Annotated in this window: 30 protein-coding genes and 1 tRNA gene; 11 read left to right on the top strand and 20 right to left on the bottom strand. The window is 59.5% G+C overall.

The genetic code is table 11. The features are described 5' to 3' along the window. From ACEW8N_RS20935 to ACEW8N_RS20920, 4 genes are all read right to left on the bottom strand, one after another. The coding region (locus tag ACEW8N_RS20935) for a nucleoside recognition domain-containing protein (RefSeq protein ID WP_373501816.1) at nucleotides 1–655 on the bottom strand (655 nt) is incomplete at its 3' end. 76 nt (nucleotides 656–731) lie between these two features. After that, complete coding sequence (locus ACEW8N_RS20930) at nucleotides 732–1,727, bottom strand: FeoB small GTPase domain-containing protein (RefSeq protein ID WP_373501815.1); 996 nt, start codon at nucleotides 1,725–1,727, stop codon at nucleotides 732–734. 5 nt (nucleotides 1,728–1,732) lie between these two features. Beyond that, nucleotides 1,733–1,960 (bottom strand): ferrous iron transport protein A, encoded by a 228-nt coding sequence (locus tag ACEW8N_RS20925; RefSeq protein ID WP_373501814.1) that lies wholly within the window; start codon nucleotides 1,958–1,960, stop codon nucleotides 1,733–1,735. A gap of 217 nt (nucleotides 1,961–2,177) precedes the next feature. After that, entirely contained in the window at nucleotides 2,178–2,447 is a 270-nt protein-coding gene (locus tag ACEW8N_RS20920; protein ID WP_373501813.1) for a hypothetical protein, read from the bottom strand. A 179-nt stretch (nucleotides 2,448–2,626) separates the two neighbouring features. On the opposite strand from ACEW8N_RS20920, the gene ACEW8N_RS20915 reads away from it, so the two are divergent. From ACEW8N_RS20915 to ACEW8N_RS20895, 5 genes are all read left to right on the top strand, one after another. Beyond that, nucleotides 2,627–3,109, top strand: coding sequence for a phosphatase PAP2 family protein (locus tag ACEW8N_RS20915; RefSeq protein ID WP_373501812.1), 483 nt, complete (start codon nucleotides 2,627–2,629; stop codon nucleotides 3,107–3,109). Nucleotides 3,110–3,182: 73 nt separating this feature from the next. After that, entirely contained in the window at nucleotides 3,183–3,578 is a 396-nt protein-coding gene (locus tag ACEW8N_RS20910; RefSeq protein WP_373501811.1) for a diacylglycerol kinase, read from the top strand. A 73-nt stretch (nucleotides 3,579–3,651) separates the two neighbouring features. Further along, nucleotides 3,652–4,506, top strand: a complete 855-nt coding sequence (locus tag ACEW8N_RS20905) for an aldo/keto reductase family protein (protein WP_373501810.1) — start codon at nucleotides 3,652–3,654, stop codon at nucleotides 4,504–4,506. A 33-nt stretch (nucleotides 4,507–4,539) separates the two neighbouring features. Beyond that, the gene (locus ACEW8N_RS20900; RefSeq protein ID WP_373501809.1) at nucleotides 4,540–5,022 is read left to right on the top strand and encodes a hypothetical protein; all 483 of its coding nucleotides are present in this window, start codon (nucleotides 4,540–4,542) and stop codon (nucleotides 5,020–5,022) included. 72 nt (nucleotides 5,023–5,094) lie between these two features. Next, the gene (locus ACEW8N_RS20895) at nucleotides 5,095–6,618 is read left to right on the top strand and encodes an alkaline phosphatase (protein WP_373501808.1); all 1,524 of its coding nucleotides are present in this window, start codon (nucleotides 5,095–5,097) and stop codon (nucleotides 6,616–6,618) included. A gap of 50 nt (nucleotides 6,619–6,668) precedes the next feature. Here ACEW8N_RS20895 and ACEW8N_RS20890 read toward each other — a convergent pair whose 3' ends face one another. The 3 genes from ACEW8N_RS20890 to ACEW8N_RS20880 all read right to left on the bottom strand — a co-directional run bounded on the left by ACEW8N_RS20890 (nucleotide 6,669) and on the right by ACEW8N_RS20880 (nucleotide 10,464). Further along, a complete protein-coding gene (locus ACEW8N_RS20890) occupies nucleotides 6,669–7,646 on the bottom strand; it encodes an alpha-ketoacid dehydrogenase subunit beta (RefSeq protein WP_373501807.1) in 978 nt (325 codons plus the stop codon). A gap of 34 nt (nucleotides 7,647–7,680) precedes the next feature. Then, complete coding sequence (locus tag ACEW8N_RS20885; protein WP_373501806.1) at nucleotides 7,681–8,643, bottom strand: thiamine pyrophosphate-dependent dehydrogenase E1 component subunit alpha; 963 nt, start codon at nucleotides 8,641–8,643, stop codon at nucleotides 7,681–7,683. A gap of 537 nt (nucleotides 8,644–9,180) precedes the next feature. After that, nucleotides 9,181–10,464 carry an ATP-binding protein gene (locus tag ACEW8N_RS20880; protein ID WP_373501805.1) on the bottom strand — a complete coding sequence of 428 codons (1,284 nt, stop codon included), beginning with the start codon at nucleotides 10,462–10,464 and terminating at the stop codon, nucleotides 9,181–9,183. Between the two features lie 51 nt (nucleotides 10,465–10,515). Here ACEW8N_RS20880 and ACEW8N_RS20875 point away from each other — a divergent pair, with 51 nt between their 5' ends. Continuing rightward, a complete protein-coding gene (locus tag ACEW8N_RS20875; protein ID WP_373501804.1) occupies nucleotides 10,516–10,947 on the top strand; it encodes a hypothetical protein in 432 nt (143 codons plus the stop codon). A 15-nt stretch (nucleotides 10,948–10,962) separates the two neighbouring features. Here ACEW8N_RS20875 and ACEW8N_RS20870 read toward each other — a convergent pair. The 11 genes from ACEW8N_RS20870 to aroF all read right to left on the bottom strand — a co-directional run bounded on the left by ACEW8N_RS20870 (nucleotide 10,963) and on the right by aroF (nucleotide 19,868). Continuing rightward, nucleotides 10,963–11,049: transfer RNA gene (locus ACEW8N_RS20870), tRNA-Leu, on the bottom strand. 37 nt (nucleotides 11,050–11,086) lie between these two features. After that, nucleotides 11,087–11,749: an L-threonylcarbamoyladenylate synthase gene (locus ACEW8N_RS20865; RefSeq protein WP_373501803.1), complete on the bottom strand. Its 663-nt coding sequence runs from the start codon at nucleotides 11,747–11,749 to the stop codon at nucleotides 11,087–11,089. Continuing rightward, entirely contained in the window at nucleotides 11,742–13,517 is a 1,776-nt protein-coding gene (gene purD, locus ACEW8N_RS20860; RefSeq protein ID WP_373501802.1) for a phosphoribosylamine--glycine ligase, read from the bottom strand. Before purD ends, ACEW8N_RS20865 begins: the two co-directional genes overlap by 8 nt. Nucleotides 13,518–13,578: 61 nt before the next feature. Continuing rightward, on the bottom strand, nucleotides 13,579–14,529 hold the full coding sequence (locus ACEW8N_RS20855) for a D-alanine--D-alanine ligase (RefSeq protein ID WP_373501801.1): 951 nt from the start codon (nucleotides 14,527–14,529) through the stop codon (nucleotides 13,579–13,581). Then, the gene (locus ACEW8N_RS20850; protein ID WP_373501800.1) at nucleotides 14,526–15,047 is read right to left on the bottom strand and encodes a hypothetical protein; all 522 of its coding nucleotides are present in this window, start codon (nucleotides 15,045–15,047) and stop codon (nucleotides 14,526–14,528) included. Before ACEW8N_RS20850 ends, ACEW8N_RS20855 begins: the two co-directional genes overlap by 4 nt. 15 nt (nucleotides 15,048–15,062) lie before the next feature. After that, on the bottom strand, nucleotides 15,063–15,461 hold the full coding sequence (locus ACEW8N_RS20845) for a DnaJ family domain-containing protein (RefSeq protein ID WP_373501799.1): 399 nt from the start codon (nucleotides 15,459–15,461) through the stop codon (nucleotides 15,063–15,065). Between the two features lie 308 nt (nucleotides 15,462–15,769). Next, nucleotides 15,770–16,576 (bottom strand): DUF3786 domain-containing protein, encoded by an 807-nt coding sequence (locus ACEW8N_RS20840; protein ID WP_373501798.1) that lies wholly within the window; start codon nucleotides 16,574–16,576, stop codon nucleotides 15,770–15,772. 187 nt (nucleotides 16,577–16,763) lie between these two features. Next, nucleotides 16,764–17,165 carry an Hsp20/alpha crystallin family protein gene (locus ACEW8N_RS20835; protein ID WP_373501797.1) on the bottom strand — a complete coding sequence of 134 codons (402 nt, stop codon included), beginning with the start codon at nucleotides 17,163–17,165 and terminating at the stop codon, nucleotides 16,764–16,766. Nucleotides 17,166–17,180: 15 nt separating this feature from the next. Beyond that, on the bottom strand, nucleotides 17,181–17,642 hold the full coding sequence (locus tag ACEW8N_RS20830) for an Hsp20/alpha crystallin family protein (RefSeq protein WP_373501796.1): 462 nt from the start codon (nucleotides 17,640–17,642) through the stop codon (nucleotides 17,181–17,183). Nucleotides 17,643–17,954: 312 nt separating this feature from the next. Further along, a complete protein-coding gene (pheA, locus tag ACEW8N_RS20825; RefSeq protein WP_373501795.1) occupies nucleotides 17,955–19,019 on the bottom strand; it encodes a prephenate dehydratase in 1,065 nt (354 codons plus the stop codon). 9 nt (nucleotides 19,020–19,028) lie between these two features. After that, nucleotides 19,029–19,868 (bottom strand): 3-deoxy-7-phosphoheptulonate synthase, encoded by an 840-nt coding sequence (gene aroF, locus ACEW8N_RS20820; protein ID WP_373501794.1) that lies wholly within the window; start codon nucleotides 19,866–19,868, stop codon nucleotides 19,029–19,031. Between the two features lie 370 nt (nucleotides 19,869–20,238). Here aroF and ACEW8N_RS20815 point away from each other — a divergent pair, with 370 nt between their 5' ends. Both ACEW8N_RS20815 and ACEW8N_RS20810 read left to right on the top strand, forming a co-directional pair. Continuing rightward, the gene (locus ACEW8N_RS20815; protein ID WP_373501793.1) at nucleotides 20,239–20,517 is read left to right on the top strand and encodes a GIY-YIG nuclease family protein; all 279 of its coding nucleotides are present in this window, start codon (nucleotides 20,239–20,241) and stop codon (nucleotides 20,515–20,517) included. A 191-nt stretch (nucleotides 20,518–20,708) separates the two neighbouring features. Continuing rightward, complete coding sequence (locus ACEW8N_RS20810; protein WP_373501792.1) at nucleotides 20,709–20,939, top strand: KH domain-containing protein; 231 nt, start codon at nucleotides 20,709–20,711, stop codon at nucleotides 20,937–20,939. A gap of 140 nt (nucleotides 20,940–21,079) precedes the next feature. Here the strand turns inward: ACEW8N_RS20810 and ACEW8N_RS20805 are convergent, their stop codons facing one another. Continuing rightward, nucleotides 21,080–21,259, bottom strand: a complete 180-nt coding sequence (locus ACEW8N_RS20805; RefSeq protein WP_373501791.1) for a hypothetical protein — start codon at nucleotides 21,257–21,259, stop codon at nucleotides 21,080–21,082. 62 nt (nucleotides 21,260–21,321) lie between these two features. Beyond that, the gene (locus ACEW8N_RS20800) at nucleotides 21,322–21,612 is read right to left on the bottom strand and encodes a hypothetical protein (protein WP_373501790.1); all 291 of its coding nucleotides are present in this window, start codon (nucleotides 21,610–21,612) and stop codon (nucleotides 21,322–21,324) included. 333 nt (nucleotides 21,613–21,945) lie between these two features. Here ACEW8N_RS20800 and ACEW8N_RS20795 point away from each other — a divergent pair, with 333 nt between their 5' ends. The 3 genes from ACEW8N_RS20795 (at nucleotide 21,946) to ACEW8N_RS20785 (ending at nucleotide 23,476) form a co-directional block, all read left to right on the top strand. Further along, the gene (locus ACEW8N_RS20795; protein ID WP_373501789.1) at nucleotides 21,946–22,116 is read left to right on the top strand and encodes a hypothetical protein; all 171 of its coding nucleotides are present in this window, start codon (nucleotides 21,946–21,948) and stop codon (nucleotides 22,114–22,116) included. Nucleotides 22,117–22,291: 175 nt separating this feature from the next. Then, nucleotides 22,292–22,798 carry a hypothetical protein gene (locus tag ACEW8N_RS20790; RefSeq protein WP_373501788.1) on the top strand — a complete coding sequence of 169 codons (507 nt, stop codon included), beginning with the start codon at nucleotides 22,292–22,294 and terminating at the stop codon, nucleotides 22,796–22,798. 51 nt (nucleotides 22,799–22,849) lie between these two features. After that, nucleotides 22,850–23,476, top strand: coding sequence for an MBL fold metallo-hydrolase (locus ACEW8N_RS20785; RefSeq protein WP_373501787.1), 627 nt, complete (start codon nucleotides 22,850–22,852; stop codon nucleotides 23,474–23,476). Nucleotides 23,477–23,698 lie beyond the last annotated feature (222 nt).

Here is a 23,698-nt window from a genome sequence, read left to right as displayed (position 1 = left end):
TGCCTGTCGGCGCGCCCTCTCCGGCCCGGGCCACCGCGGCCAGGTCCGCGCGCAGGCGGTCAAACGCCGCAACCCTGTCCTCCGGCAATTCCGGAAAGGTCATGAGGGCCCAGAGCAGGACGGAGATGCCCAGGATGACCGTCCCCGCCTTCCGAATGTACTGCCACGTCCGCTCGACGGTGTGGATCAGGAGCCCCCTTGCCGTGGGCAGGCGGTAGGGGGGAAGCTCCATGACAAACGGGGTCGTCTCTCCCCGGATGACCGTGCTTCTCAGCAGCCTCGCCACCAGGAGCGCGCCCAGCCAGGCGCCGATGGTGATCAAAAACATGGCCAGGGCCTTGTCGGTAGTGAAAAAGGCCCCCACCAGAAGGAGGAACACGGGCATCTTGGCCCCGCAGTTCATGAAGGGGACGGTAAGCAGCGTCGCCAGTCGCTCCCGGGGCGATCTGAGCGTACGCGTCGCCATGACGCCGGGTACGGCGCATCCCCCGGCGATGCCGCCGGACAGGATAAAGGCCATCACGGAACTGCCGTGGAGGCCGAAGATGCGGAAGACCCGGTCGAGCATGAAGGACATGCGCGCCAGGTACCCTGAATCCTCCAGAAAGGCAATGCCCAGAAACATGAAGGCGATCATCGGCACGAATCCCAGCACGCCGCCCACGCCGTCGATAATGCCCGAAACGACCAGGGAGCGGAGAAGGCCGTCGGGCAGATAGGCCCCGGCGATCTCACCCAGCCGGCCGAACAGGGCCTCGAGCCAGCCGACCGGCGCCGCACTCCAGGCAAAGGTGAACTGATAGAGCCCAGACGACCAGGAGCATGATGAGGGGCCCGGCCAGCCGGTGGGTAAGGACCTGGTCGAGGCGGTCCGAGAGAAAAAGCCGGTCCGGGTCGGGCCGCACGGCGATGACGCCCTGGCGCAGGAGCGACCGGATATAGCCGTAGCGGTGATCGGCGATGACGGCGTTCGGGCTGAGGTCCATGGTCTGCTTCAGGTGGTCCGCCAGGGCCGATACCTTCGCCGAAAGGGCGTCCGACAGCCGGGGATCTCTTTCAAGGCCCAGTTTCCGGACCGCCGTGTCGCCCTCCGCATATTTAAGGGCGATCCAGCGGGCCGGATAGAGATCGGTCAGAAACCCGGCCGCTTCGATGGTCGCGGACATGTCGTCCAGGGCTGAATCGACGTCCGTGCCGTAGGAGATAACGGCCGGGGTCTGCTGCCGACCGCCGCCCGAGACGATCTCGATCGCCGTCTCTGCCAGGGCCGCCGTCCCCTCCCCCTTCCGGGCGACCGTCGCCACCACCGGCATCCCGAGCAGCCGGCCGAGCTTCTCCGTATCGATGAAAATGCCCCGCCTGGCGGCGGCGTCGACCATGTTGAGGGCCAGGATGACCGGGGCGCCCAGTTCCATGAGCTGGATCGTCAGGTAAAGATTCCGCTCCAGGTTCGCCGCGTCGACGATGTCGATGACGGCCACCGGCTTCTCTTGGACGAGGAAGTCCCGCGCTACCACCTCCTCCATGGAATAGGCCGTCAGCGAATAGGTCCCGGGCAGGTCAATGAGCCTGAAGTGGCGGTCATTGTGGACGAAGAGGCCTTCCTTCTTCTCGACCGTGATCCCGGGATAATTGCCCACATGCTGGCGGGCCCCGGTGAATGCATTGAACAGCGTGGTTTTCCCGGAATTCGGGTTGCCCGCCAGGGCGATCGTGATTTCGGCCATCTCCTTTACACCTCCACATCGATAAAGTCGGCTTCGTTGTTTCGAAGGGTCAGGGTGAACCCCATCACCCTCAGGGCCACGGGATCCTTCAACGGCGCCCGCTTCTGCAACTTGATTCCGGCCCCCGGCACCAGCCCCATGTCCCGAATCCTTCTGCCCAGTTCCCCTTCGGCGTGGACGGCCTTCACCCGTCCGGCCTGCCCCACCTGCATGCGTCGTAAATTGAGCTTCATCGCGTATCCCTCATGGTTTGAATTGCCTGAATGATGATGTTTGGTATATCAAACATTTCTTTGTGTCAAGCAATATGTCTTGCCTGGCAAATAAATACAGCGGGAGGGAAACACAGGTTTGCGGGGAATGGGCGGCGGGGCTTTAAACCGAAGCGGGGGAAAAAAATGCCCGCACCCCCGGGGTGCAGGCGTCCTCAGGTATTCGTATTTTGCGTTTTCAGGACTCGAACCGGCCTCGGATCGTGGTAATATCCGACATCAGGAGATCCCTTTTGGATTTCATCTCCGACCGGATGCGATGGAGCTCAAAACTCCTTCGCCGCCAGTCGTTCATGGCCCCGGTTTCGGGCGTCCGACCGGGTTCCGGCGGAACCCCCTGCCGGTGATCCCGGATCTTCCGGGTCAAATGGTCTATGTGCATGGATATTTTGGATAATTTGTGTTCGAGGGTGATCATCGATTCGGTGATCTGTTCTGCGGTCTGCATGGAGGGTCATCTCCTTGGTTGAATGTAATGGGGATGTTCCGGAAGCGTTTGAAGGGTCGTCACAATGACAGGCCTCCGCGTCACCGGTGTTTTATGGAAACTTTATTGGGATTTGATGCGATCTGTATTATTTTTCCGTTAAACTCGGGCACGAAGGTGCCTGGAAAGGATGGCATCCATTGGACTTTTTTTTTAAAACCGTGACGTGGGCCGGATCAGGCCTTATCCTGTTCCCCATAGCCCTCATCATCTCCGGCCTCCTGTTTTTCAACGATCGAAGGGCTGACGCACTGCTCGTTTCCGGGGGGCTTCTGGGGACTTTCATCCTGGTCCACGGGCTCAAGTGTCTCTTTGCCAGGCCGCGGCCCGATGTTCAGGATCTTCTGGTGGCCATGCCCGCTGACTTTTCCTTCCCCAGTGCGCACACCGCCCAGGCCGCCGCCATGGCCCTGGCATGCGCCATGGCGGCCGGCCGGCACGTTTCCACGGCCGCCTCTGTAACCATCTGGGGATGCCTGGGCCTGGCGACGCTTGTGGTGGGGATTTCCCGGGTCTACCTCCAGGTTCACTATATCTCGGATGTTGTCGCGGGGGCGATCCTCGGTGCCGCCTGGGTACTGACTTTACACCGCCTCTTGAAATGGGCCGCGCACTGGATCTGAATCGATTTCAGCCTGATACGGATCCGATGGGCCGTCGTTGATCAGCGCCGCATTCACAGAAAGAGAGCATGATTTGAGAAACAAGTTCCTGGGCACGGGCGAAACCGGCTTTCATCCGATCCGAAAGATCCGGGTCGTCTTTTCCGGCCTGAAATACGCCGTCCGTTACGACTTCAGCGTCACCTACAAGCTCCTGCTGTCGATCGTCGTTCTTGCCATCTTTTTTTTCTTCCGCCAGTGGATGGACTTTCTGCTCCTCACGGCAGCAACAGCCATGATGCTCCAGGCAGAACTCTTCAACAGCGCCATCGAGGCGGTCTGCGATTTCATCACGACCCAAGAGAGCCATCGGGTAAAGGTCATCAAGGACATTGCCGCAGCGGCGGCCGGCATCTGCATCCTGTTGTGGGGGATCATCCTGGGGATAGAAACCTATCGCATCTTTCAGCTCCCCTGGGTATTCCGCTGAAGGAAATAAATAATGTCAAAATCTCAAAACATTTCTTCCGATTAATCGGAATCCAAAGCAAGGAGACACGCCCATGGCCCACATTCCCCGCCCCGCTCCCCGGGACTATCCCATGTTCATTTACGGCACGGCCTGGAAGGAGGATTCGACCGAAACGCTCGTACGGACGGCGCTCGACGCCGGGTTCCGGGGCATCGACACCGCCAACCAGCGCCGCCATTACGTCGAAGCCGCCGTGGGGGATGCCGTCGCGGCCGCCATTGAAGACGGTCTCATCCGGCGGGAGGAGCTCTTCCTCCAGACCAAGTTCACCTATGCCGAAAGCCAGGACGACCGGATCCCCTACGACCCCCGGGCGGACCCCGCCGACCAGGTTCGGCAGTCTTTCCAGAGTTCCCTCGCGCACCTCCGGACGGACTACCTCGACGCCTACCTGCTCCACGGCCCATCGGTGCGCCGGGGCCTGACCGAGCGCGACCGGGCGGTGTGGAAAGCCATGGAGGGAATTCACGCCACGGACGGAGCCCTGCGCCTGGGGGTGAGCAACGTCGCCCTGGATCAGCTCGAGGCGCTCGTGGACGGCGCCGGGGTCAAGCCCGCCGTCGTCCAGAACCGCTGTTTCGCTCAGATGGCATGGGACCGCCCCATCCGGGACTTCTGCCGGACCCACCAGATCATTTACCAGGGGTTTTCCCTGCTGACCGCCAACGCCTTCATCCTCTCCCATCCCGGCATAACCCGCATCGCGGCGCGCGTGGGCAAGACCCCGGCCCAGGTGGTGTTCCGCTTCGCCATCCAGGCGGGCATCCTGCCGCTCACGGGCACCACCAGCGGCGTCCACATGCGGCAGGACCTGGACAGCGCCGACTTCGCGATCACCGACGACGAGGCGGCCTTTATCGAGGAGATTGCCATCAGGCCTTCATGAGTGTATGGATAGAATCATTTTAAAGGACGGGGCATGAACACCGACACACTGCAGAAACATTTCAACGTCATCCGGATCATCTGGCTGGCCATGTTAACGTCGCTGGGCATCTATCTTGTCGTCTCCCGCTTGGTGGGCGATGCCGTCCGGCAGGAGGTCGGCAATGGAGTCGCCCTCGACCTGATGCGCAGGATCCTCATCAGCATCTCCGCCGCTCTCCTGATTTTCATGGATGTCTTCAGAAAACGAATGATGAAGCCCCGGCCCGGCATGACGGTAGCGGCGGTGGTCCAACGATATTCGCTGATGTCGCTGGTATCCTTTGCGGTCGCAGAGAGCATCGGCATCTTCGGGCTCGTTCTCTATTTCCTCGGCGACGCTGAGGCCTACCTCTATTTCCTGATCGGCATCTCGGCGCTGGCAATGTTCTATTACCGTCCGAGATTCGGGACCTTGGAGACGCTTGTGGCGACGACGACGTCCCCCGCCCCGTCGGGTTCAGCGGCAGGGACCTGAAAATTGGGCAATGCGGCACAGAGCACTTTTCACGAAACCCTCCGGTTGGATTTACTGACCAGGGAATACCGCATGACGCTGAAAAGATATCTGCTATCCATGGCCGCGGCCTTCGCGATTCTGTTTCTGGCCACCGGGGCGAGTGCCAAGCAACCGAAATACGTGTTTTTCTTTCTTGGCGACGGCATGGCCGGCCCGCAGATTCAGGCGGCCGAGGCCTACCTGACCACCGTGAACGGCGGTGACGCAACCGCGGCCGCGGATTTGCTGAAGCCGGAAAACCGCCTGAACATGAGCAAAATGACGGTCGCGGGCCTGCAGACGACCTGCGACGCGCACCGCCTGATAACCGACTCCGCGGCCTCGGCGACGGCTTTTGCCTGCGGCCTCAAGACATTGAGCGGCGTCATCGGCATGGACGAAACCGGGACCGTCAGATACAAGAGCATCGCCCATCTGGCCCATGAATCGGGGATGAAGGTCGGCATCCTCTCCAGCGTCTCCCTGAACCACGCAACACCGGCGGCCTATTATGCCAGTGTGCCGGGTCGCAGCGACATGAACGCCATCGCCGCGCAGATGGCTGGAAGCGGATACGAGTTCTTCGGCGGCGGCGGGCTGGCAAGACCCGACAGCCCGGTGGACGTCTGGAGGCTGCTGGATGCCAACGGATACAAGGTGCTGAAAGACCGGGAATCGATCCTCTCTCTCAAGGAAATCCCCCGGGACAGGGTCGTCTGCATCAATCCCTGGCTGCAGGACGCCTCCGCCATGCCGTACGACATTGACCGGCTGAACACCGGGAACACCAACCTCTCGCTGGCCGAGATGACCGGGGTCGCCGTCGCCAATCTATCCGGAAGTCAGAAAAAGGCCCGTCGTGACGACGGATTCTTCATCATGGTGGAAGGCGGCAAGATCGACTGGGCCTGCCATGCCAACGATGCCAGGGCCGCCGTCGGCGACATCCTTGACCTCGACAACGCCGTCGGCGTGGCCCTGGATTTCTACAGGAAGCATCCCCTGCAGACGCTGATCGTCGTCACGGGAGATCACGAAACAGGCGGCATGACCATCGGACACGCCACCACGGCATACACGGCCGACTACGACCGGCTTATGAATCAGAAGAACAGCTTCCAATATTTCGGGGACAACGAGTGGAAGCCGCACCGGGCAAAGACCAAGGGCGGAATCTGCGGCGGCCATCTGGACGCCGACAACCTGGCATCCGATACGGTCATGCTCGGATGGATGGAGACCGTTTTCGGCCTGGAATGGGCCGACCTCAACGAATATCAGCAGGAGAAGCTGGAAGACGCCTACGACCAGTCCATGTGCGGGTCCAACGACAACAGCTCCGCTGAAAACACCTACCTTTACGGCGACTGCAACCCGATCATCGTGACCATCACCCATGTTTTGAACGAACGGGCCGGCATCGGCTGGACATCCTATTCCCACACCGGCGTGCCGGTACCGGTCTTCGCCCAGGGCCCGGAGGCGCATCTGTTCGCGGGTTTTTACGATAACACCGACATCGCGAGGAAACTCGCCAAGGTCATGAATCTCGGGGACTTGCCGGTCAAAAAGTAACCGGCGCATCTTTTGTCGATGAGAATCGGGGGGATGCATCCGACGCTCCCCTACAGGATTTCCTTTATCGCCGCGATCAGCCCATCCTCGTCGGGGATGTAAAAGCGCTCCAGGGGCGGACTTGCCGGAACCGGGATGTCTGGGCCGGTGACCCGCCGCAGCGGGGCCTTCAGGGAGCCGAAAGCTTCTTCCATCACCACGGCCGCAACTTCGCCTGCAAAGCCGCCGGTGCGGGTGGCCTCGTGCAACACCACCAGCCGGCCGGTCTTCCGAACGGAGGCCAAGAGGGTTTCCCTGTCCAGGGGCACGAGGGTGCGCAGGTCGACGACCTCCACCTCGATCCCTTCCCCCGCCAGCGACCCGGCCGCCTTCAGGGCGACCCCCAGCATCTTGGACCAGGTCACCACGGTGACGTCCTTCCCCGGCCGCTTGACATCCGCCTGCCCGATGGGGATCACATACTCCCCCTCGGGAACCGGTCCAGGCACGAAGTAGAGCATCATGTCTTCCATGAAAACAACGGGGTTCGGGTCCCGGATCGCGGACTTGAGGAGCCCCTTGGCATCGGCCGGGGTGGCCGGCATGACCACCTTCAGCCCGGGGCAATGGGCGACCCAGGCTTCCAGGTTGTGGGAATGCTGGCATCCGGCACCGAAACCGGCCCCTGTTTTCATGCGCACCACCAGGGGAAAAGAGGATTTTCCACCCGACAGGTAGCGCAATTTGGCGGCATGATTGACGATCATGTCCGAGGCAAGGGTAAAAAACGGATTGAACATGATCTCCACGACCGGTTTCAGGCCGGCCTCGGCCGCCCCCACGGCAAGTCCCGCGATGGCCGCCTCCGAGACCGGCGTATCCTTGACGCGTCCGGCGCCGAAATCCTTCAGCAACCCATACGTGGGGAGCATCGGGCTCTCGTGGATGCTTACGCCGATGCCTTCCCCGGCAAGGAAGACATCGGGATCCCGCGCCATTTCTTCCCTCAGGGCCTGGTTCACGGCCTGTCCCATTCCGAATTGCTGCATGGCCTTTCCCCTTTCATTCTGAAATCTTTTTCCTTTATGCAAAGACATCCTCAAGGGCCTCCCGGGGCTCGGGATAGGGGCTCTCCTCGGCAAAGCGAACGGCATCCTGCACCACGGCATCGATGCGACTCTCCATTTCCCGGAGTTCCTCCGCGCTGATCAGTTTCTGGGCGAGCATGTCGCTCCGCAGCTTCGGGATGGGGCACGAGGCCTGCCAGGCCGCGATCTCTTCCGTGGGCTGGTAAAGCTGGAGATCGTTTTCGCCATGGCCCCGCCATCGGTAGGTCTTGTATTCGATGAGGGTCGGCCCCTCTCCGGCCACGGCGCGCACCCTCGCTTCACGGGCTGACGCATAGACCTCCAGGGCGTCGTTGCCGTCGACCACCATCCCCGGCATGGCGTAGCCGGCGGCCCGGTCCGCGATGTGCTTCACCTTGGTATGTTCCTCATAACGCTGGGCCCCGGCATAGAGATTGTTCTCGCACACAAAGATCACCGGAAGGCTCCAGACGCTTGCCAGATTCAGGGCTTCGTGAAAGGAGCCCTCATTGGCCGCCCCGTCTCCAATGAAACAGACGGTGACGGTTTTCTCCTTCCGGTACTGCTGGGCAAAGGCCCTGCCGACGGCAATGGGCGGCCCGCCGCCGACCACGGTGGTGGTGCAGGGGGCGTTGATTTCAGGCACCGCAAGGTGCAGGGTCCCGCTCTTGCCCCTGTTGCACCCGGTCCGTTTCCCGAAGATTTCGGCCATCAGGGATTTCGGATCGGCCCCTTTGGCCAGGAGGTGGCTGTGGCTGCGGTGATTGGTGATGATCGCATCATTCGGCTGGAGCGCCGCGCACACCCCTGCGCCGACGGCCTCCTGTCCGGTGCACAGGATCATCATCCCGGGGATTTTCCCCTGTATTTTGCAAAGCTCCGTAAGCGCCTCCTCGAACCTGCGGGAAAGCAGCAGTGACCGGAGGATTTCCAGCTTTTTTTCTTTGGATATCTGCATGGCGTCTCCTCTTCTCGATCAATCAGAATTGCAATGCCGGGTGCCCGCATCGGTGTGTTCCCGGCGGGTGCGTGAATAGTTCAGACCGATCATGGGGTTCAATATGTTAAACTTTTTGTTTTACCCATAACACACATTAATCATTGCAACAATTGCAATCCGATAAATTTACAGTACACCAATGTAAACCGAATGCACGCAGCCGATGCCTTCCCCGACCATGAAATAGCACGCAGAGGATAAGCCTATAAATACATAACCATTTTGATTTCTTCAAAGAAATAAATTTTTTTAGGGAAACGGATGCTTTTGGCAGGATCTTTGCTTTATCTTTCATCAACCTAATAATTTTTTCCTCTCTCTTCCTCCTTAACGGCTAATTGAACCTGACCCGTTCATTAGCCGTTTCCTTTTGGAAAATCATTTTTTTCGAATGCATTCATCGTGTCAGCCCATCGTGCCGGTTTGGGCGGCTCAACCCTGGTCGGCCGCGACCTTCCGCCTCGACGCGCTCGCTCTTGAGCGCCTCATTGCCCATCAATCGCCTGCATCCGGTTGGTCCTTGCCGGCGGCAAACAGTGTGAGCAGAAGCTCGGAATCGTCGATCAGGCGATACACGGGGCGTTTGCCGGACAACCGCTCGCTGTTTTCCATGATGATGCGCACGCCTTCTCCCCGCTTGTCCATCAGGGTGCGACGGTCGGTGTTGACCCAGGCGATATCGTTTGGAACAGGACACTTGGCCAGCAGGCTGGTCAATATCTCGTTGCGGGCGGACTGTCGATACAGGAGACTCTCGACCGTCATGGTATTCGGGATGCTCCCCGGAGAGTAGATTTCCAGACGATCTGCAAACATTTTGAGCCTGACTTTTGATCCATATATCGAATAGTCCCGATGTGCCACGGCGTTGACCATGGCCTCGAAAACCGCCGTCAGGTCATACTGAGGAATATCCCTTCGGCCCTGGTCCTTGACGCCGGCCACTTTCATGTTTCTTGCGACAAACCGGCAGGATTCGCGGATCTGCTCATCCAGTGGCCCCGAAATATCCCGGGCATCCAATTGATAAGGCAGGCTGCTGTCCGCTGCGGCCGGTGATGTCCCCCGATAGGCCACCGCCTGAACGAACGCGTTCGGCATCCAATCACGCGGCTCACGGCAGGACATGAGGATGCCGGCCACGGAAGGATGAGAAACGCCCTCATCGTCCATGGCGACCAGCCCGAGCTTTTGGAGAAAATCCAGTCCTTCGTCGCGCGTACGCGCCGTTCGAAACCGCTCGTAGAGAGCGGGGTCGAGCGTTTCCAGAGACGCCTGCACAACCGGTTGCTCATCGAATCGGATCATGCGCGTCTGGCTGCGCTGCTGGCCCAATCGAATGATGTATTCCGTGGACATTTTGCGCTTGCTGCTGCCAATGCGATGAAAATGCCCGTTTGGACTCTCATGAACATACAAGCTTCGCGGGATGTCTATCTTCAAGACGGGCGCCAGATTGCCTTCGGCATCCGGCAACTCCCATTTTTCTATGCGGCACAGCGGAGGCGGTTTGATCCGGTCGTTACAAACACCCAGCAGCCAATGCTCCAATACGGTCAATTCGCCAATAGTCATGCCGTGCGGTTGCCTTGTCTGCTCGTCGATACCCATAACGAGCACGCCGCCGGAACTGTTTGCAAATCCGGCAATCTCATCGGCCAACCCGTCCGGATGCGGCCCTGCAACTTTGTCACCGCGAACCGTCACTGCTTTCAATTCCAGGCGACTGTCTTCACCCAACCGGATTTGCGCCAGTAATTCTTTTTTTGTGTCGAACATATGCTAACGCCTTTCAACACGAGGGTCTAATGTATGGAACCACGAAGATACATGGAGCGCGGCAGTCTTGCAAGCGCCGGCCGGCGCCGCCAGCAGGATGAGCCGGTGGTAAAGCGCCACAGCCTGGCCGGTTCTGCGGATAACGCTATCGGCGAGTGGATCCGTCATTATCGATCTTCTCCTGAACCGGGCTCGTTCTCCCGCATTTCCAATTCAGGCGGCCAATTTTTCGGTGGCCTGGTATCGCCTCGTATCTCGTCTATTAAATACGCCTCCGTGATTTCAAGAAAAGATGTGGGCGAATCCCATATCCCCCGCCCGGCAACGCCAATGCCGCATAAATCTCTTCATCCTTGTTCGAGAAATATTTATAGCAAACTGGATAGGTTGTCTATAGGTACAAGTTTGAGAATTAGAATGCGGCAGCAGAAACGCGATAGTCACCCCTCTCCCACAAAAAAAGGAGCCAGCCGAAAAGGCTAACTCCCTGATTTTCTTTGGTGCCGGGAGTCGGAATCGAACCGACATGACCTTGCGGTCGGAGGATTTTGAGTCCTCTGCGTCTACCTGTTTCACCACCCCGGCGAAGGTTTGTCTCTAATAGTTAAATTCGGGGAAATTGTCAACCAGTTTGCGCGGGGAATGCGGCGACGGCCAGGATCCGCTCGGCCGAAACCGCCCCGTCCCTCAGGATTCGCGGGCGGTCCTCGGTCACGTCGACGACGGTGGAGCCGACGCCGCCTGCAAGGGGCCCGGCATCCAGGATGAGATCCACCGACGCCGCGATCCGGGGATCCAATTTGGAGGTGTCGGCGCAGGCCGGAAGGCCCGACACGTTGGCGCTGGTGCCGGTGATGGGGGCTCCGGCGGCCTCCGCGAGGGTTTTTGCCGCGGGATGGCCGCAGAGCCGGATGCCGATCCTCCCGGAGCCGGCGGTGAGCAAGGGGGAGACCCCGGGGCCCGCCTCGAACACCAGGGTGACGCCGCCGGGCCAGAACTTCTCCATGATCCGGCGGGCGCAGGCGGGGATGCGCCGGGCGAGCCGTTCCACATCGCTCATCCGGTGGACCAGAACCAGGATCGGCTTGTCCTGGGGCCGCAGTTTGATGTCAAACACCCGGCCGACCGCCTCCGGGTCAAGAGCATTTGCCCCCAGCCCGTACAGGCAGCGGGTGGGAAACACCACCACCCCGCCCGACCGGATCCGGGCGGCCGCCTCGAGGATCGCTTCCCGGGCGGACGGGCTTGCGGGGTCCGTAACGTCGAGGGTCCTTGCGTCAGACAAATTTCGCCAGCTTCTCCGACTTTGCATCGACCTCCCGGGCCATGTCGGCCTTGAAGGCCTCGAGCAGGGCCGCGACCCCGGGGTCCGACAGGGCGATCATCTGAGCCGCCAGGATGCCCGCGTTTCTGGCGCCGGGCTTGCCGATGGAGACGGTTGCGACGGGGATGCCCGGGGGCATCTGGACCGTCGAGAGGAGCGCATCCATGCCCTGGAGGCACGAGGAGTCGATGGGCACCCCGATCACGGGCAGGGTGGTGTGGGCCGCCAGGACCCCGGCCAGATGGGCCGCGTGGCCCGCGCCCGCGATGATCACCTGCATCCCCCTCGCCCTGGCGCCGCCGGCGAAAGCTACGGCCTTTTCAGGGCTCCGATGCGCCGATGCCACGGTCATCTCGTAGGAGATGCCGAATTTCTTCAGCATGGCCACGGCCCCTTCCATGACCCCCAGGTCCGAGTCGCTGCCCATGATGATGCCCACCCTGGGGGCGGCCTCGAAACGCTTCAGGGCCTTCATGCCGATATCCTTGCGGAAGTGGGCGTCCTTCCACGAAATCTTGGCCGCCGCCTTGTAGGCCCGGGTGATGGCCTCCTTGACCGTGTCGCCGATGGCCGTGACCCCCAGGACCCGACCGCCGCTGGCCGCGATGCCGCCCTTTTCATCGGCCCTTGTCCCGGCATGGAACACAAAAACGTCTTTCATGCGCCCCACGCTCTCCAGCCCGGATATGGGAATGCCTTTTTTGTAAGTCCCGGGGTATCCGCCCGAGGCCATGACAACGCAGACCGTGGCCCGGTCGTCGATATCGAGACGGCATTTGTCCAGGCGGCCCTCGATCACGGCCTCCATGACGGGCACGATGTCGTTTTTCATCCGCATCAGGAGGGGCTGGGCTTCGGGGTCGCCGAAGCGGGCGTTGAACTCCAGGACCCGGATCCGGTCCCTGTCGATCATCAGCCCGGCATACAGCACGCCCTTGTAGGGACGGCCTTCGGCGGCCATGGCCCGGACCGTCGGGATCATGATCTCCTGCATGATCCGCTCGTGCATGTAGCGGTCGATGACGGGCGCGGGGGAATAGGCCCCCATGCCGCCGGTGTTGGGACCTTTGTCGTCGTCGTAGACCGGCTTGTGGTCCTGGGAGGAAGGCAGCGGCAGCACGGTTTTCCCGTCGGTGAAGGCCAGAAACGACGCCTCTTCGCCGGTGAGGCACTCCTCCACGACGGCACGGCTCCCGGCATCCCCGAAGGCCCGGTCCACCATGATGGTTTTAAGGGCCTCCAGGGCCTCCTTTTCCGTGGCGCAGACGATGACGCCCTTTCCCGCGGCCAGGCCGTCGGCCTTGACGACCACCGGCGCACCGATCTTTCTGACAAATGCCTCGGCCTTCTTGTAGCTGGTGAAGGTCTCGCCCCTGGCGGTGGGGATGCCGTGGCGCATCATGAGGTCCTTGGCAAAGGACTTGCTGGCCTCCAACTCCGCGGCCTTCCGAGATGCCCCGAAGACCTTGAGCCCCGCCGCTTCGAAGATGTCCACGATCCCCCGGGACAGGGGGTCTTCCGGGCCGACCACCGTCAGGTCGATCTTTTCCGACCGGGCGAAGGCCAGCAGCCCGTCGATATCGCCGGCTTCGATGGGGACGCACTCGGCCATCCCGGCGATGCCCCCGTTGCCGGGCGCGCAATAGATCTTTTTAACCACAGGGCTCTGGCGGATCTTCCAGACCAGGGCATGCTCCCTTCCGCCGCTGCCGATAACCAGGACTTTCATACGCACCTCCGTCGGGGGGACTCCACACGCGGCGGATCCCGGAATGTCAGCCGTCATCCCTTCAGGCTGTCTTGCGATGCTGATGATCCTCGATACTCAGGGTGATGAGCCTGTCGAGGAGCAGGCTGAAGGAAATCCCCGCGGCTTGGGCCGCCTGGGGCAGGAGGCTGGTGGGGGTCATGCCGGGAATGGTGTTCGTTTCCAGGACATGGAATTCGCCGTCTTTCAGGATAAAGTCCGTCCGGCTGTATCCTCTCAGGAACAGAGCCTCGTGGGCCATCCTGGCGCAGTGCTGGACCTTTTCGGTCAAGGCCCGGTCGATCCTGGCCGGGCAGATCTCCCGGGTGGCGCCCGCGGTATACTTGGCCTCGTAGTCGAAGAATTCGTACCCCTCTCCGGGCACGATCTCGATCGGGGGAAGGGCCTCCAGGGTGTCGTTGCCGATGACCCCCACCGTGATTTCAGTCCCTTGGATGAAGGACTCCACCATGACCGACCGGTCGTACAGAAAGGCTTTTTCCACGGCGGGTTCAAGGGCTTGACGGCTTTTGACGATGGACATGCCGATGCTGGATCCGCCGCTGACCGGCTTGATCACCAGGGGCAGCCCCAGCCGGTCGATGCAGGCATCCACATCCAGAGACCCCTTCCGGTCGACGCAGACGTAAGGCGGCACCCGCAGTCCGGCATTTTCATACAGCCTTTTGGCGGCGAGCTTGTTCATGGCCAGGGCGCTTCCCAATACCCCGGCGCCCTGGTAGGGAATCCCCAGGAGATCGAGCATGCCCTGGACCGTGCCGTCCTCGCCGAAGGGGCCGTGGAGGATGATGAGGGCCGCGTCGATGGTCGGGGCATCGGCCATGAGCTTTTGAAGATCCGTCTTGGGATCATATTGAAGCACCGTGTATTTTGCCCTGTCCAGGGCCTCGAACACCTGCCGCCCGCTTTTCAGCGACACCTCGCGCTCCGAGGAGACCCCTCCCGAGATCAGTGCGATGGTCATCTTTTTCATAGGCCGGCAATACCCTCGATAATGTGTTTTTTGGATATCTCGTATTCTTCCCGGGTAATCAGATCATTTTCAAACAGCCTTGCCAGCTCGGTCAGTTCATGGACGCGGGACAGGCGGGGCGCCTCAAGCTGCCGGGGCATCCCGGAAGCGCCGCCGCCCATGGGAAGCGCTCTGGCGCCTGGGTTCTCGACCTTGACCGACGCCACGCCGCCCAGAAAGCTCACCTCGATGCTGTTGCCCCCCAGCATGGGCAGCCGGAGCAGCTCCGACAGATTCCGGTGTTCCTGCTTCATCCGCCTGTAGACGCGGTAGCCGGAAAAGGTGATCAGGGCCGTGCCGCCGATGAATATCCACAGCATGTAGTGGACCATGCCCCGGAAAAAGAGGACCAGGCAGCCCACCAATGCGATAAACAGGGCGTGCAGGATGAGGATCATGTAGGCGGCCGCCACCCCCTTGAAAATACCGTTTTTTTCCGGTTGCGGATCGATTTTCTGTTTTTTGCGATGGGGATTCATCGATGGTTGTTTCCTTCAGGGAACTGCTTTTTTTGCCTGCTTTTTGGGGGTTATACGTTCGGTCATCTTTCCCAGGTATATCTGGGGAACCTCGAAGACCACGTTGGAATTCCGCATGGAATTCAATTTCATGATCAAAAAATTGAGTTTTTTCATCACATGGTATTTTTCGGCCGTATCCGCCATGCCGGCCAGCAGGTCTTCCGTTTTCAGGATTTCCTTCTTGAGTTCGATCTCGGGGGGAAGACAGTCGGCGTTCTTCAGAATCTTGTGCGCCAGGCGGAGGTCTTCGGGGATATGGCCGTCATCTTCAAAGACAAGCGGTTTTCCGGAGCCCGGGAGATTATCGAACTCCCCTTTCATCTGGGCCGCTCGAATCCGTTCCTCGATAATCTTTTCAAATCCAGTAAGCATAGGTACGCTGCCGGAAAATAACATTTGACGGTTTCGAAAAAAGGCCGATATCTGCGTTACGCTGCCTCCCCCGTCACCGGGGGCTACGATAATCACCCCTCATTTCTCGGGATTCGCAAGCCCTGGTCTCGGCCTTTTTTACAAAACCGTCTGAACGTCGATGGGTAAGGCCATATCGAATTTTAACAATTATATCATCGGAAACATTTTTTTCAAGCCCCAAAACACCAACCGAAAGAACACGGACGGTCTGATTTCTTATCCGGCGGGGGCACGGAAGGTCTGCTTGCCGACAAGGGCGGCCGGTCTCAGGAGAATCCGTGCCGCTGCGCCAGGCGCTCGAACATCTGCGCCAGCCCCGCTCCCAGTGAAAAAATCGACCCGATCTCCAGGTTCCCGGCCGCCGTTTCGTCGAAAAAGAGGTTGATGCTGGATTCAAGGCCGTCGTCGGGCTGCCAGTAGCATATCATGATGGGGAATTTCGGAAGGGGATGCAGGACCACGGAGATATCCGATTCAAACTGCTCCGGGACCTGCCGTCCGCCGAAGATGTGAACCAGATCGTCAAACAGCGCGGTATATCCGTCGGCCACCAGTTTCATGGCCCCCTCGCACCGCTTCTGGAAGAGAGGATACCGCTCCTGTCCGTCTTTCAGCTCCCGAAACGACACCCACCGTCCGGAGGCATCAAGCCCCGAACCCTTCAGGACGTAATCGAGAAAAGGGATCGCCACCCAAGGATTGACGTGGATATCCGCCGAGAGATTTCCGGCGCGGTCTACGCTGAAGTCCTTGCCAAGGACCTTGAGGGTCAGGCGGCCGCCGGAAAACTGCCCGCCCAGCCGGTCTGCGCGTGCTGAGAGATCGGTCCCGGCAACCTGTTCCCTCAGCTCCTTCAGGTAGTCATCCCGGTTCTGCTCGATACCGGGTTCGGATTCGGGCCTGTCCGAGAAGCGCGCAAGGGTCTCCCCGTCGAGCCTCGGGCATTCCTCGATTTTTCTGCGGCCCAGGTAGACGGCCCCGGCAAAGGCCATGCAGGTTTTCTCCATGCACTCCCTGCAGTTGGACTTGTCGAGCACCTGAAAGATTTCCATGGCGTTCTTGGGTTTTGCCACTTTGTTTTCCTCCCGTCTTTCCCGGTCAATCTCCGGAGAATCTGATAATAACCGGCAAGGTATGCAGCCTGGATCATTATCCTGATATTCCATATCAACCGCATCCAGAAAATACCATCATTTTTCGGAAGCCCTGAACGGCAGAAGCCCGGCGACGGGGATCGCCGGGCTTCTGTTCCGCAGTGCCTCAGTTGGTGATCTGGATCTTCCGGGGCGCCGCCTTTTCGACCTTCGGCAGGACCAGCCGAAGAACGCCGCCGTTAAGCTTGGCCTCGATCTTGCCCTGATCGATGACCTCGGAAAGGGTGAACTGCCGGTAGAATTTTCCGACGGCAAATTCACTGAGGATATCCTGTTCGTCGCTTCCCCTGCCGGAGACGGCCTCGGCAGACAGGGTCAGGACATTTTCCCGCAGGTCCACGTCCAGTTTGTCTGCCGTAACCCCCGGCACATCGGCCAGAAGGACGATCTCTCTGTCCGTCTCAAAGATATCCACCAGCGGGCTGAATACCAGACCGGGCCGAGTCTGCTCCGCCGGCGCGGCAACTTCCTGTTTTTCCCTCATCTGGAGTTCTCTGGTTTCGCTCATGGCACCCTCCTTAGCCTATTTGATGGTAATCTGTCTGGGTTTCGAAATCTCTGATTTGCCAATGGTGAGCGTAAGAACACCGTTGGCCAGACCGGCTTTGACCTGGTTCATGTCCGCTCCCTCCGGGAGGTTGATGATTCTGGAAAACCTGCCTGCCTCCCGCTCGCGCCGGTGATACCGGACATTCTCTCCCTCGGCGGGAATCCTGCGCTCACCGGATAGGGTCACGCTGCTGCCGGCGGCCTGAATGTCGAGATCCTCGGCGTCCATCCCGGGAAGCTCGGCGCGGATGAAGTAATGGTCCTTGTCCTCCGTCACGTTCACGGACGGGAAGACGCCCGCCTGAAGCCCCGGCCATCCGGTTTTGAAGACGGGGTCTCCGATGAGGCGGTCCATCTCCCGCTGCATGCGCTTCAGTTCCGCAAACGGATTCCGCCAACCCAAGCCGGGGAAATCAAATAATCTTCTTGCGGTCATAGTGCGTTCCTCCTTTGCTGCAGTTTCGCGTTGACGTCCTTTTGCCCTGGCATGGTGAACAGCACCCATGCCGTTCGGGCTTCAACATGGCATCTCTTTTTGATTTCAAAATTAATTATCAAACCACTCCTGTCAATAAAGTTTTTCATTATTTTGTTACATTATTATTCATGTTTTTTCTTATAAGTAATTTAACAAGGCATGGAGAAACATGGAGCGCCCTCACGCGCTTCATCGGGGAAAAGGGACTTTCCGGGAACGGACTGGAGGGGCGGGGGCGGCGGTCGCCGCCTCCGCAATATCGTCGGATCGCTATGCCTTCAGGGTGTCGGCCGGGTATGACCCGAGAAACTTCATGGAGATGGTGAGGGTCGCCATCTGCTCCAGTACCATAGCCGCCTTTTCATCCTTATCAGACCCCTCGAAGTCGAGGAAGAAGCAGTAATTCTCTGGATCTGACCGAAGCGGCATGGAGGCGATCCGGGTCAGGTTGATCTCCGCAGCCGCGAAAAGCTTGAGGACTTCGTAAAGCCTTCCGGCTTCGTGAGGGGTCGCGAACAGGATCGAGGTCTTGTTGCCTGCGCCATTGTAAGGCTCCCGCGAAAGCAGGAGGAAACGGGTGGTGTTGGAGGGGCCGTCCTCGATTCCCTGCTTGATGATTTCAAGGTCGTAAAGCTCTGCGCAAAGGGCGCTGGCGATGGCGGCCGTAGCCTTGGGGTTCTCCCGGGCCAGCATCTTGGCCGCCCCGGCGGTATCGTAAAAGGGGCGGGGCTCCAGTTTGTTGCGCATCAAAAATCCCCGGCACTGGGCAAGGGCCTGGGGATGGGAGCAGACCAGGCGGATCTCTCGATAATCCGTATCCGCCGTGGCCAGAAGGCAGTGGTTCACCTTCACCTTCGCCTCTCCGATCACCTTGAGATCCGTGGTGGTCAGCAGGTCGTTGACCTGGGTGACGGCGCCTTCCAGCGAGTTTTCCACCGGCACCACGCCGAGGTCCAGATACCCCTCCTCGACGCCCCGGAACACGTCCACGAACTCCATGCAGGGGATATACGCCCCGCCGGGCACCAGCCGCCGGGAAGCGACCTCGCCATAGGCGCCGTGCTCCCCCTGAAAGGCGACGAGGGGGCGGTCTTCCCCCTGAAGCCGCCGGCTCTCCTGGACAATGGTCTTGAGGAGCTGGCGGGTGAAGGAGCGCTCAACCAGGTCAAGGTTCATCCGTTCAACCCGCTCCAGGAGGCTGGCCTCGCGCTGGACATCCGTCTCCGCGGCCGAGAATTTTTTGGACCGGAGCGACAGCCCCATCCTTTCCTGAAGCAGCACCAGCAGCTCGCGGTCGATTTTATCGATTTTTTTCAGAATTTCATCCAGTTTCATCGTTTCACCCTATCCTTGTGGCAAAAAATTGTCTTGTTCGGGCAGTTGGTCCATGAATGCCTTGAGCGGGCGGATGCGCCCCATGATGTCCGCGAACATTGCGGGCGTCAGGGCCTGATCCGCATCGCACAGGGCCTCCTGCGGCCTGCAGTGCACCTCGATGAGCAGGCCGTCCGCGCCGGCGGCCACGCTGGCCAGGCTCATGGGGCCGATCAGGCTGATCCGGCCGGTGCTGTGGGTCGGGTCGATGATGATGGGCAGGTGCGTCAGCTCGTGAATCGCCGGCACGGCGCTCAGGTCAAGGGTGTTTCGGGTATAGCTCTCGAATGTGCGGATGCCGCGTTCGCAGAGGATCACGTCGGGGTTTCCCTCGCTCAGGATGTACTCGGCGCAGTTGAGCCACTCTTCCAGGGTGGAGAACATCCCCCGCTTCAGCAGCACGGGGCGTCCGGCCCGGCCCACCTCCCTGAGCAGGGAAAAGTTCTGCATGTTGCGGGTCCCGATCTGCAGGACATCCGCAAACTCGGCCACCCACGAGACATCCCGGGGGTCGAGCACCTCGGTGACGACGGGCAATCCGGTCTCCTGCCTTGCTTTTTCGAGTATCTTGAGGCCGTTCAAGCCCAGCCCCTGAAACGCGTAGGGGGATGTCCTGGGCTTGAAGGCGCCGCCGCGAAGCATATCCGCTCCCGCGGCCTTGACGGCGCGGGCGGTTTCGATGACCTGCGCCTCGCTTTCGACGCTGCAGGGGCCCGCCATGACGGTGAATCCCCCGCCGATCTCCACACCGGAAACATTGACCACTGTGCGCGCTTTATTTTCTTTTGAGGCAAGTTTCAGATTTTTCATGGCATCATCCCCTTCCCAGCCACGGCATTGAACATTCTTCGGGTGAAATCGTATTGCGACAGGTGTGCCTTGCTGTAATCGGTTCGATAGACTATAATGATTTCCGGATTATCACAACCGAAATTCGTGCCGGTGGGACTGTGTCCGAGGCCTCCACGGAGGTCAGATTTTTTTAAACGCTTGTTATTGATTTTATCTCAAAAAGTGAATAATATATCCATAAACCCATAACTTCTCCTGAAAGGGAAACGCCAGTGACCCGACCCCGGAAGCACCGGTCCGGAGTCTTCCGCATCGCCCGTGGAAGCTTCGATGCCTGTATGAAAGACCCGGGTCCCGCATGATGCCCATTGGGGTGTGGCATATTTATATGATACGATGCGCCGATGGATCCCTTTACACCGGCATCTCCACGGATGTTGAAAGACGCCTCGGAGAGCACCGGAACGGCGGCGCGAGGGGAGCGAAATACCTTCGCGGCCGAGCGCCCGTGGCCGTTGTTCTGTCGAGGGCCGTCGGAGACAGGGGGTCGGCCCTGAAGATCGAAGCGAAAATCAAGCGCGCCTCGAAAGAGACAAAGGAAGCGCTGGTTGCCGATCCATCGGCTATCGATCATTGGCAGGAAATGGTGGTGGCAAGGGGTTCGTGAAACCGGCGGCAGGCCGGAACGGGTCTGCTTCAGCGGGCCGGTGCTTTCGCGGCGGAAGTCGGCTGACGAAAAGAAAACCGGAGCCGATAAACCGACTTTTCGACTGGAATTCAACCTGCAAAATGCTATGAGAGGGCCGCTCCGCAGGCACATTTCTCGATTCTGCGAAGGGCCCGGATGGAGACGAAGCGATGAAAGAACTGATTGAGCGTATCGCGAAGACCCTGGTGGACGATCCTGAACAGGTCTCGGTAGCGGAGATTGCCGGAAAGCAAACGACCATCCTTGAACTGAAAGTCGCAAAAGAAGACATCGGGAAGGTTATCGGGAAAAACGGTCAGACCGCCAACGCCCTCAGGACGATCCTGAGCGCCGCATCCGGTAAATTAAACAAGCACTATATCCTTGAGATCATTGGATGAAAAGCCTATCCAGAACTCCGGGCTTTTAAAAACGCCCGCCAGCCCCGAGGGATCGGTGGGCGGGAGTTCCTTCGAAAACAAAAGGACGCCCGGGGCCGGTGATCATAGCCTCCCGACTGCTTTGGAAGAGATCGCCGCGTTCAGCAGCAGCGGTTTTCAAAGGGAGCATGACAGGGGTTCGCATACGCTCCCCCTGCGTCGATAACATAGCAGCAGCAAAGATCGGGATTCTCCCGGGCGTCCTCGCCGACAAGGGGACAGATCGAGGTGTTTTCTTCTTCCCCGCCGCCTTCGGCAGGTTCGTCCCTGACGTCATTCATGGCCCATCACTCCTTCCGCTTCATCAAAAAGGGTTTGACGGCGTTACCGCCATGGTTTTCAGTCAAAATTCCACAGCGTGACAAAACGGCTCATTTTTGAATTGTTTGTCCTGGCACAGTGCTTTTTTGTAACGGGCCAGGCCCTCCAGGCACTTGTCCCCGGTGCTTCTGACCTCAATTCGAATCACGCGGTTGTCGCGCCCCTCATCCTTCGACTCGATGACAACCCTGCCGATGCTCGTTTCCGTATTGCGCTCGAATTCACCCAGGACGGTGTTGAGCGCATCGTTCAATATGATCTGTGTCAAAGCGCCGATAAGCGTATCATCGCATTTGATGGCGTTGTTTTTCATTGCGTCACTTCCCTATAAATGCATTTTACCGACCTTACGAAACATGCTCTTAAAAATCACTCTAACACTTCAGTTTCATAGACTAAAATAAGCATATCAGGTGCCATGTCAATTCAGATGGTCTGCAAAAGGGGATCAGGCATCCCTACCTGAGACGGGAGCGATTTCCTGCGCTTCCCGAAAGCCGCCTCCATCGACCTGTCACGCTGAAAAATCAGGCTGGGCAGCACCCCTCCGAGGATTACCTGAGGCACGTCTCTTTGACTTCTTGAGGGTTTGGTACTATATTTTTGGTATGTTGCCAGGCAAAAAGGCGACAGAAGGAGGTAGCGTATGAGTGACCAGAAATCCAAAGAATCCTTGCGCCAAAAGGGGCCTGGTGCAGAAGACGACAGTCGCCATGCACAGGATGAAAGCACGGATTCGGCCCATGAAGACCTGTGGACCACGATCTTCTGCCCCGAAAAGAGTTGTGAGGTCATAGAGAACACCGATCTGCCATAAGCTTTGGCTTGATGTATTCCTGAACATCCGTTAAAAACAGACCGTCCCGGACAACCGAGGGCGGTCTTTATGTTCCCTTCCGGTCCGCGCAGCCCCCGTTCCTGTTGAAGACCTTCTGAATATTCTTGAAATTTCCATCCGTTCTATCTATCATCCGGGAAAAAAGGAGAGCATCATGCGCAGAATATCCAGAGAGGTGATATTCGAGAGGGGCGACGGCGGCTGGACAGGCGACCGGCACCTGAAAACCACGGGGGAGCTGCTGGCGCACATCAAGACGGCGCATACCGAAGACGGCCACGTCACCGGCTGCATGGCCACGATCGCCTTCATGAAGAAAGGCGGAACGGACCAGGTCGAAAGATGCAAGGCCTTTTTCCCTCCCCTTCTGGACGGCAAAAACCTCCTTGCCGCCATCGAAAAAAACCTCTGCCCGTTTTGCGAGATCGAGCGGGCGGAACAAATGAAAGCGGTGTGCCTCGCAAACGGTCAAAACGGCCGGGGGCCGGTTTACACGCCGGAAAATTCAAATGAGCGCTATGAGATCGACGCCGCCGGACGACTCCTGAGATGGCGGAAGGCGGCTTTTGAAGAAAAAGATGTCCTGGAATGGTTCGATTTCAAGAAAGGGTTCTGGTTCGAGGGCCCGGGCACAGCGCCGCCCGCCAGATCCGACCGCTGATATCCCTTCAACGCAAACCGACCGCGACGAACCCTGCAAAGGAGAATGAGCATGTTATCCGACGTTTTGAGCAGCATTAAATGGCTGGGGCACGATGGTTTCGCCATCACCGCAGGCGGCATCAGAATCATCATCGATCCTTACCAGATCGAGGCCTGCGAGCCCGCAGACCTCATCCTGATCACTCACCCCCATTTCGACCACTGCTCGGTCGAAGATATCGAAAAAATCAAAAAGCCGTCGACGGTTTTCGTAACCGAGGCCGAGTCCGCACAAAAACTCGCGGGCGATGTCCGGGTCGTCCAACCCGGCGACCGCCTCACCGTCATGGGCATCGAGATCGAGGCCGTCCCGGCCTACAACACCAACAAGGATTTTCACCCCCAAAAGAACAACTGGCTGGGATTCATCCTCACCGTCGACGGCATCCGGATCTACCACGCCGGGGATACCGACCTCATCCCGGAGATGGCGGATTTCTCCGTGGATATCGCCCTCCTGCCCGTCTCCGGCACCTACGTCATGACGGCCGCGGAAGCCATCGAGGCCGCCAAAAAGATCCGTCCCAAGGTGGCCATCCCCATGCACTATGACGCCATCGTGGGCACCCGCGACGACGCCGCGAAATTCCAGGCCGCCCTGGCGGGAGTCTGCGAGGTTGTTGTCCCGGGCCGGTGACGGCGCGAGCAAACGCCCGCCAAACCTTATCCCCCCATTTCGAAACCCGCAGACCTGCGGTGGAGGTATTTCATGGGAGATGATCGTACCCCCAGGGGTGAAACGCGACGGGGGCTCACCCGCCGCGGTTTTCTCAAAACCATGGGCAGCGGCGCGGTGGCTGCGGCCGCCTCGGATGCCCTCGTCGGCTTCGGCACCGCCGGCGCGGCGACGCCCGAGCCC

The sequence above is a fragment of the Desulfococcus sp. genome (assembly GCF_041737845.1).
Lineage (GTDB): Bacteria > Desulfobacterota > Desulfobacteria > Desulfobacterales > Desulfococcaceae > Desulfococcus.
The sequence above is the reverse complement of the archived record's forward strand: the minus strand, read 5'-3'. Positions and strand labels throughout refer to the sequence as shown.

Coding starts and splice junctions, on each gene's coding strand:
- ACEW8N_RS20930 (WP_373501815.1), bottom strand. CDS start 1,727: ATGGCCGAAATCACGATCGCCCTGGCGGGCAACCCGAATTCCGGGAAA.
- ACEW8N_RS20925 (WP_373501814.1), bottom strand. CDS start 1,960: ATGAAGCTCAATTTACGACGCATGCAGGTGGGGCAGGCCGGACGGGTG.
- ACEW8N_RS20920 (WP_373501813.1), bottom strand. CDS start 2,447: ATGCAGACCGCAGAACAGATCACCGAATCGATGATCACCCTCGAACAC.
- ACEW8N_RS20905 (WP_373501810.1), top strand. CDS start 3,652: ATGGCCCACATTCCCCGCCCCGCTCCCCGGGACTATCCCATGTTCATT.
- ACEW8N_RS20900 (WP_373501809.1), top strand. CDS start 4,540: ATGAACACCGACACACTGCAGAAACATTTCAACGTCATCCGGATCATC.
- ACEW8N_RS20895 (WP_373501808.1), top strand. CDS start 5,095: ATGACGCTGAAAAGATATCTGCTATCCATGGCCGCGGCCTTCGCGATT.
- ACEW8N_RS20890 (WP_373501807.1), bottom strand. CDS start 7,646: ATGCAGCAATTCGGAATGGGACAGGCCGTGAACCAGGCCCTGAGGGAA.
- ACEW8N_RS20885 (WP_373501806.1), bottom strand. CDS start 8,643: ATGCAGATATCCAAAGAAAAAAAGCTGGAAATCCTCCGGTCACTGCTG.
- ACEW8N_RS20880 (WP_373501805.1), bottom strand. CDS start 10,464: ATGTTCGACACAAAAAAAGAATTACTGGCGCAAATCCGGTTGGGTGAA.
- ACEW8N_RS20875 (WP_373501804.1), top strand. CDS start 10,516: ATGGAGCGCGGCAGTCTTGCAAGCGCCGGCCGGCGCCGCCAGCAGGAT.
- purD (WP_373501802.1), bottom strand. CDS start 13,517: ATGAAAGTCCTGGTTATCGGCAGCGGCGGAAGGGAGCATGCCCTGGTC.
- ACEW8N_RS20855 (WP_373501801.1), bottom strand. CDS start 14,529: ATGAAAAAGATGACCATCGCACTGATCTCGGGAGGGGTCTCCTCGGAG.
- ACEW8N_RS20850 (WP_373501800.1), bottom strand. CDS start 15,047: ATGAATCCCCATCGCAAAAAACAGAAAATCGATCCGCAACCGGAAAAA.
- ACEW8N_RS20845 (WP_373501799.1), bottom strand. CDS start 15,461: ATGCTTACTGGATTTGAAAAGATTATCGAGGAACGGATTCGAGCGGCC.
- ACEW8N_RS20835 (WP_373501797.1), bottom strand. CDS start 17,165: ATGAGCGAAACCAGAGAACTCCAGATGAGGGAAAAACAGGAAGTTGCC.
- ACEW8N_RS20830 (WP_373501796.1), bottom strand. CDS start 17,642: ATGACCGCAAGAAGATTATTTGATTTCCCCGGCTTGGGTTGGCGGAAT.
- pheA (WP_373501795.1), bottom strand. CDS start 19,019: ATGAAACTGGATGAAATTCTGAAAAAAATCGATAAAATCGACCGCGAG.
- aroF (WP_373501794.1), bottom strand. CDS start 19,868: ATGAAAAATCTGAAACTTGCCTCAAAAGAAAATAAAGCGCGCACAGTG.
- ACEW8N_RS20815 (WP_373501793.1), top strand. CDS start 20,239: ATGATACGATGCGCCGATGGATCCCTTTACACCGGCATCTCCACGGAT.
- ACEW8N_RS20810 (WP_373501792.1), top strand. CDS start 20,709: ATGAAAGAACTGATTGAGCGTATCGCGAAGACCCTGGTGGACGATCCT.
- ACEW8N_RS20805 (WP_373501791.1), bottom strand. CDS start 21,259: ATGAATGACGTCAGGGACGAACCTGCCGAAGGCGGCGGGGAAGAAGAA.
- ACEW8N_RS20800 (WP_373501790.1), bottom strand. CDS start 21,612: ATGAAAAACAACGCCATCAAATGCGATGATACGCTTATCGGCGCTTTG.
- ACEW8N_RS20795 (WP_373501789.1), top strand. CDS start 21,946: ATGAGTGACCAGAAATCCAAAGAATCCTTGCGCCAAAAGGGGCCTGGT.
- ACEW8N_RS20790 (WP_373501788.1), top strand. CDS start 22,292: ATGCGCAGAATATCCAGAGAGGTGATATTCGAGAGGGGCGACGGCGGC.
- ACEW8N_RS20785 (WP_373501787.1), top strand. CDS start 22,850: ATGTTATCCGACGTTTTGAGCAGCATTAAATGGCTGGGGCACGATGGT.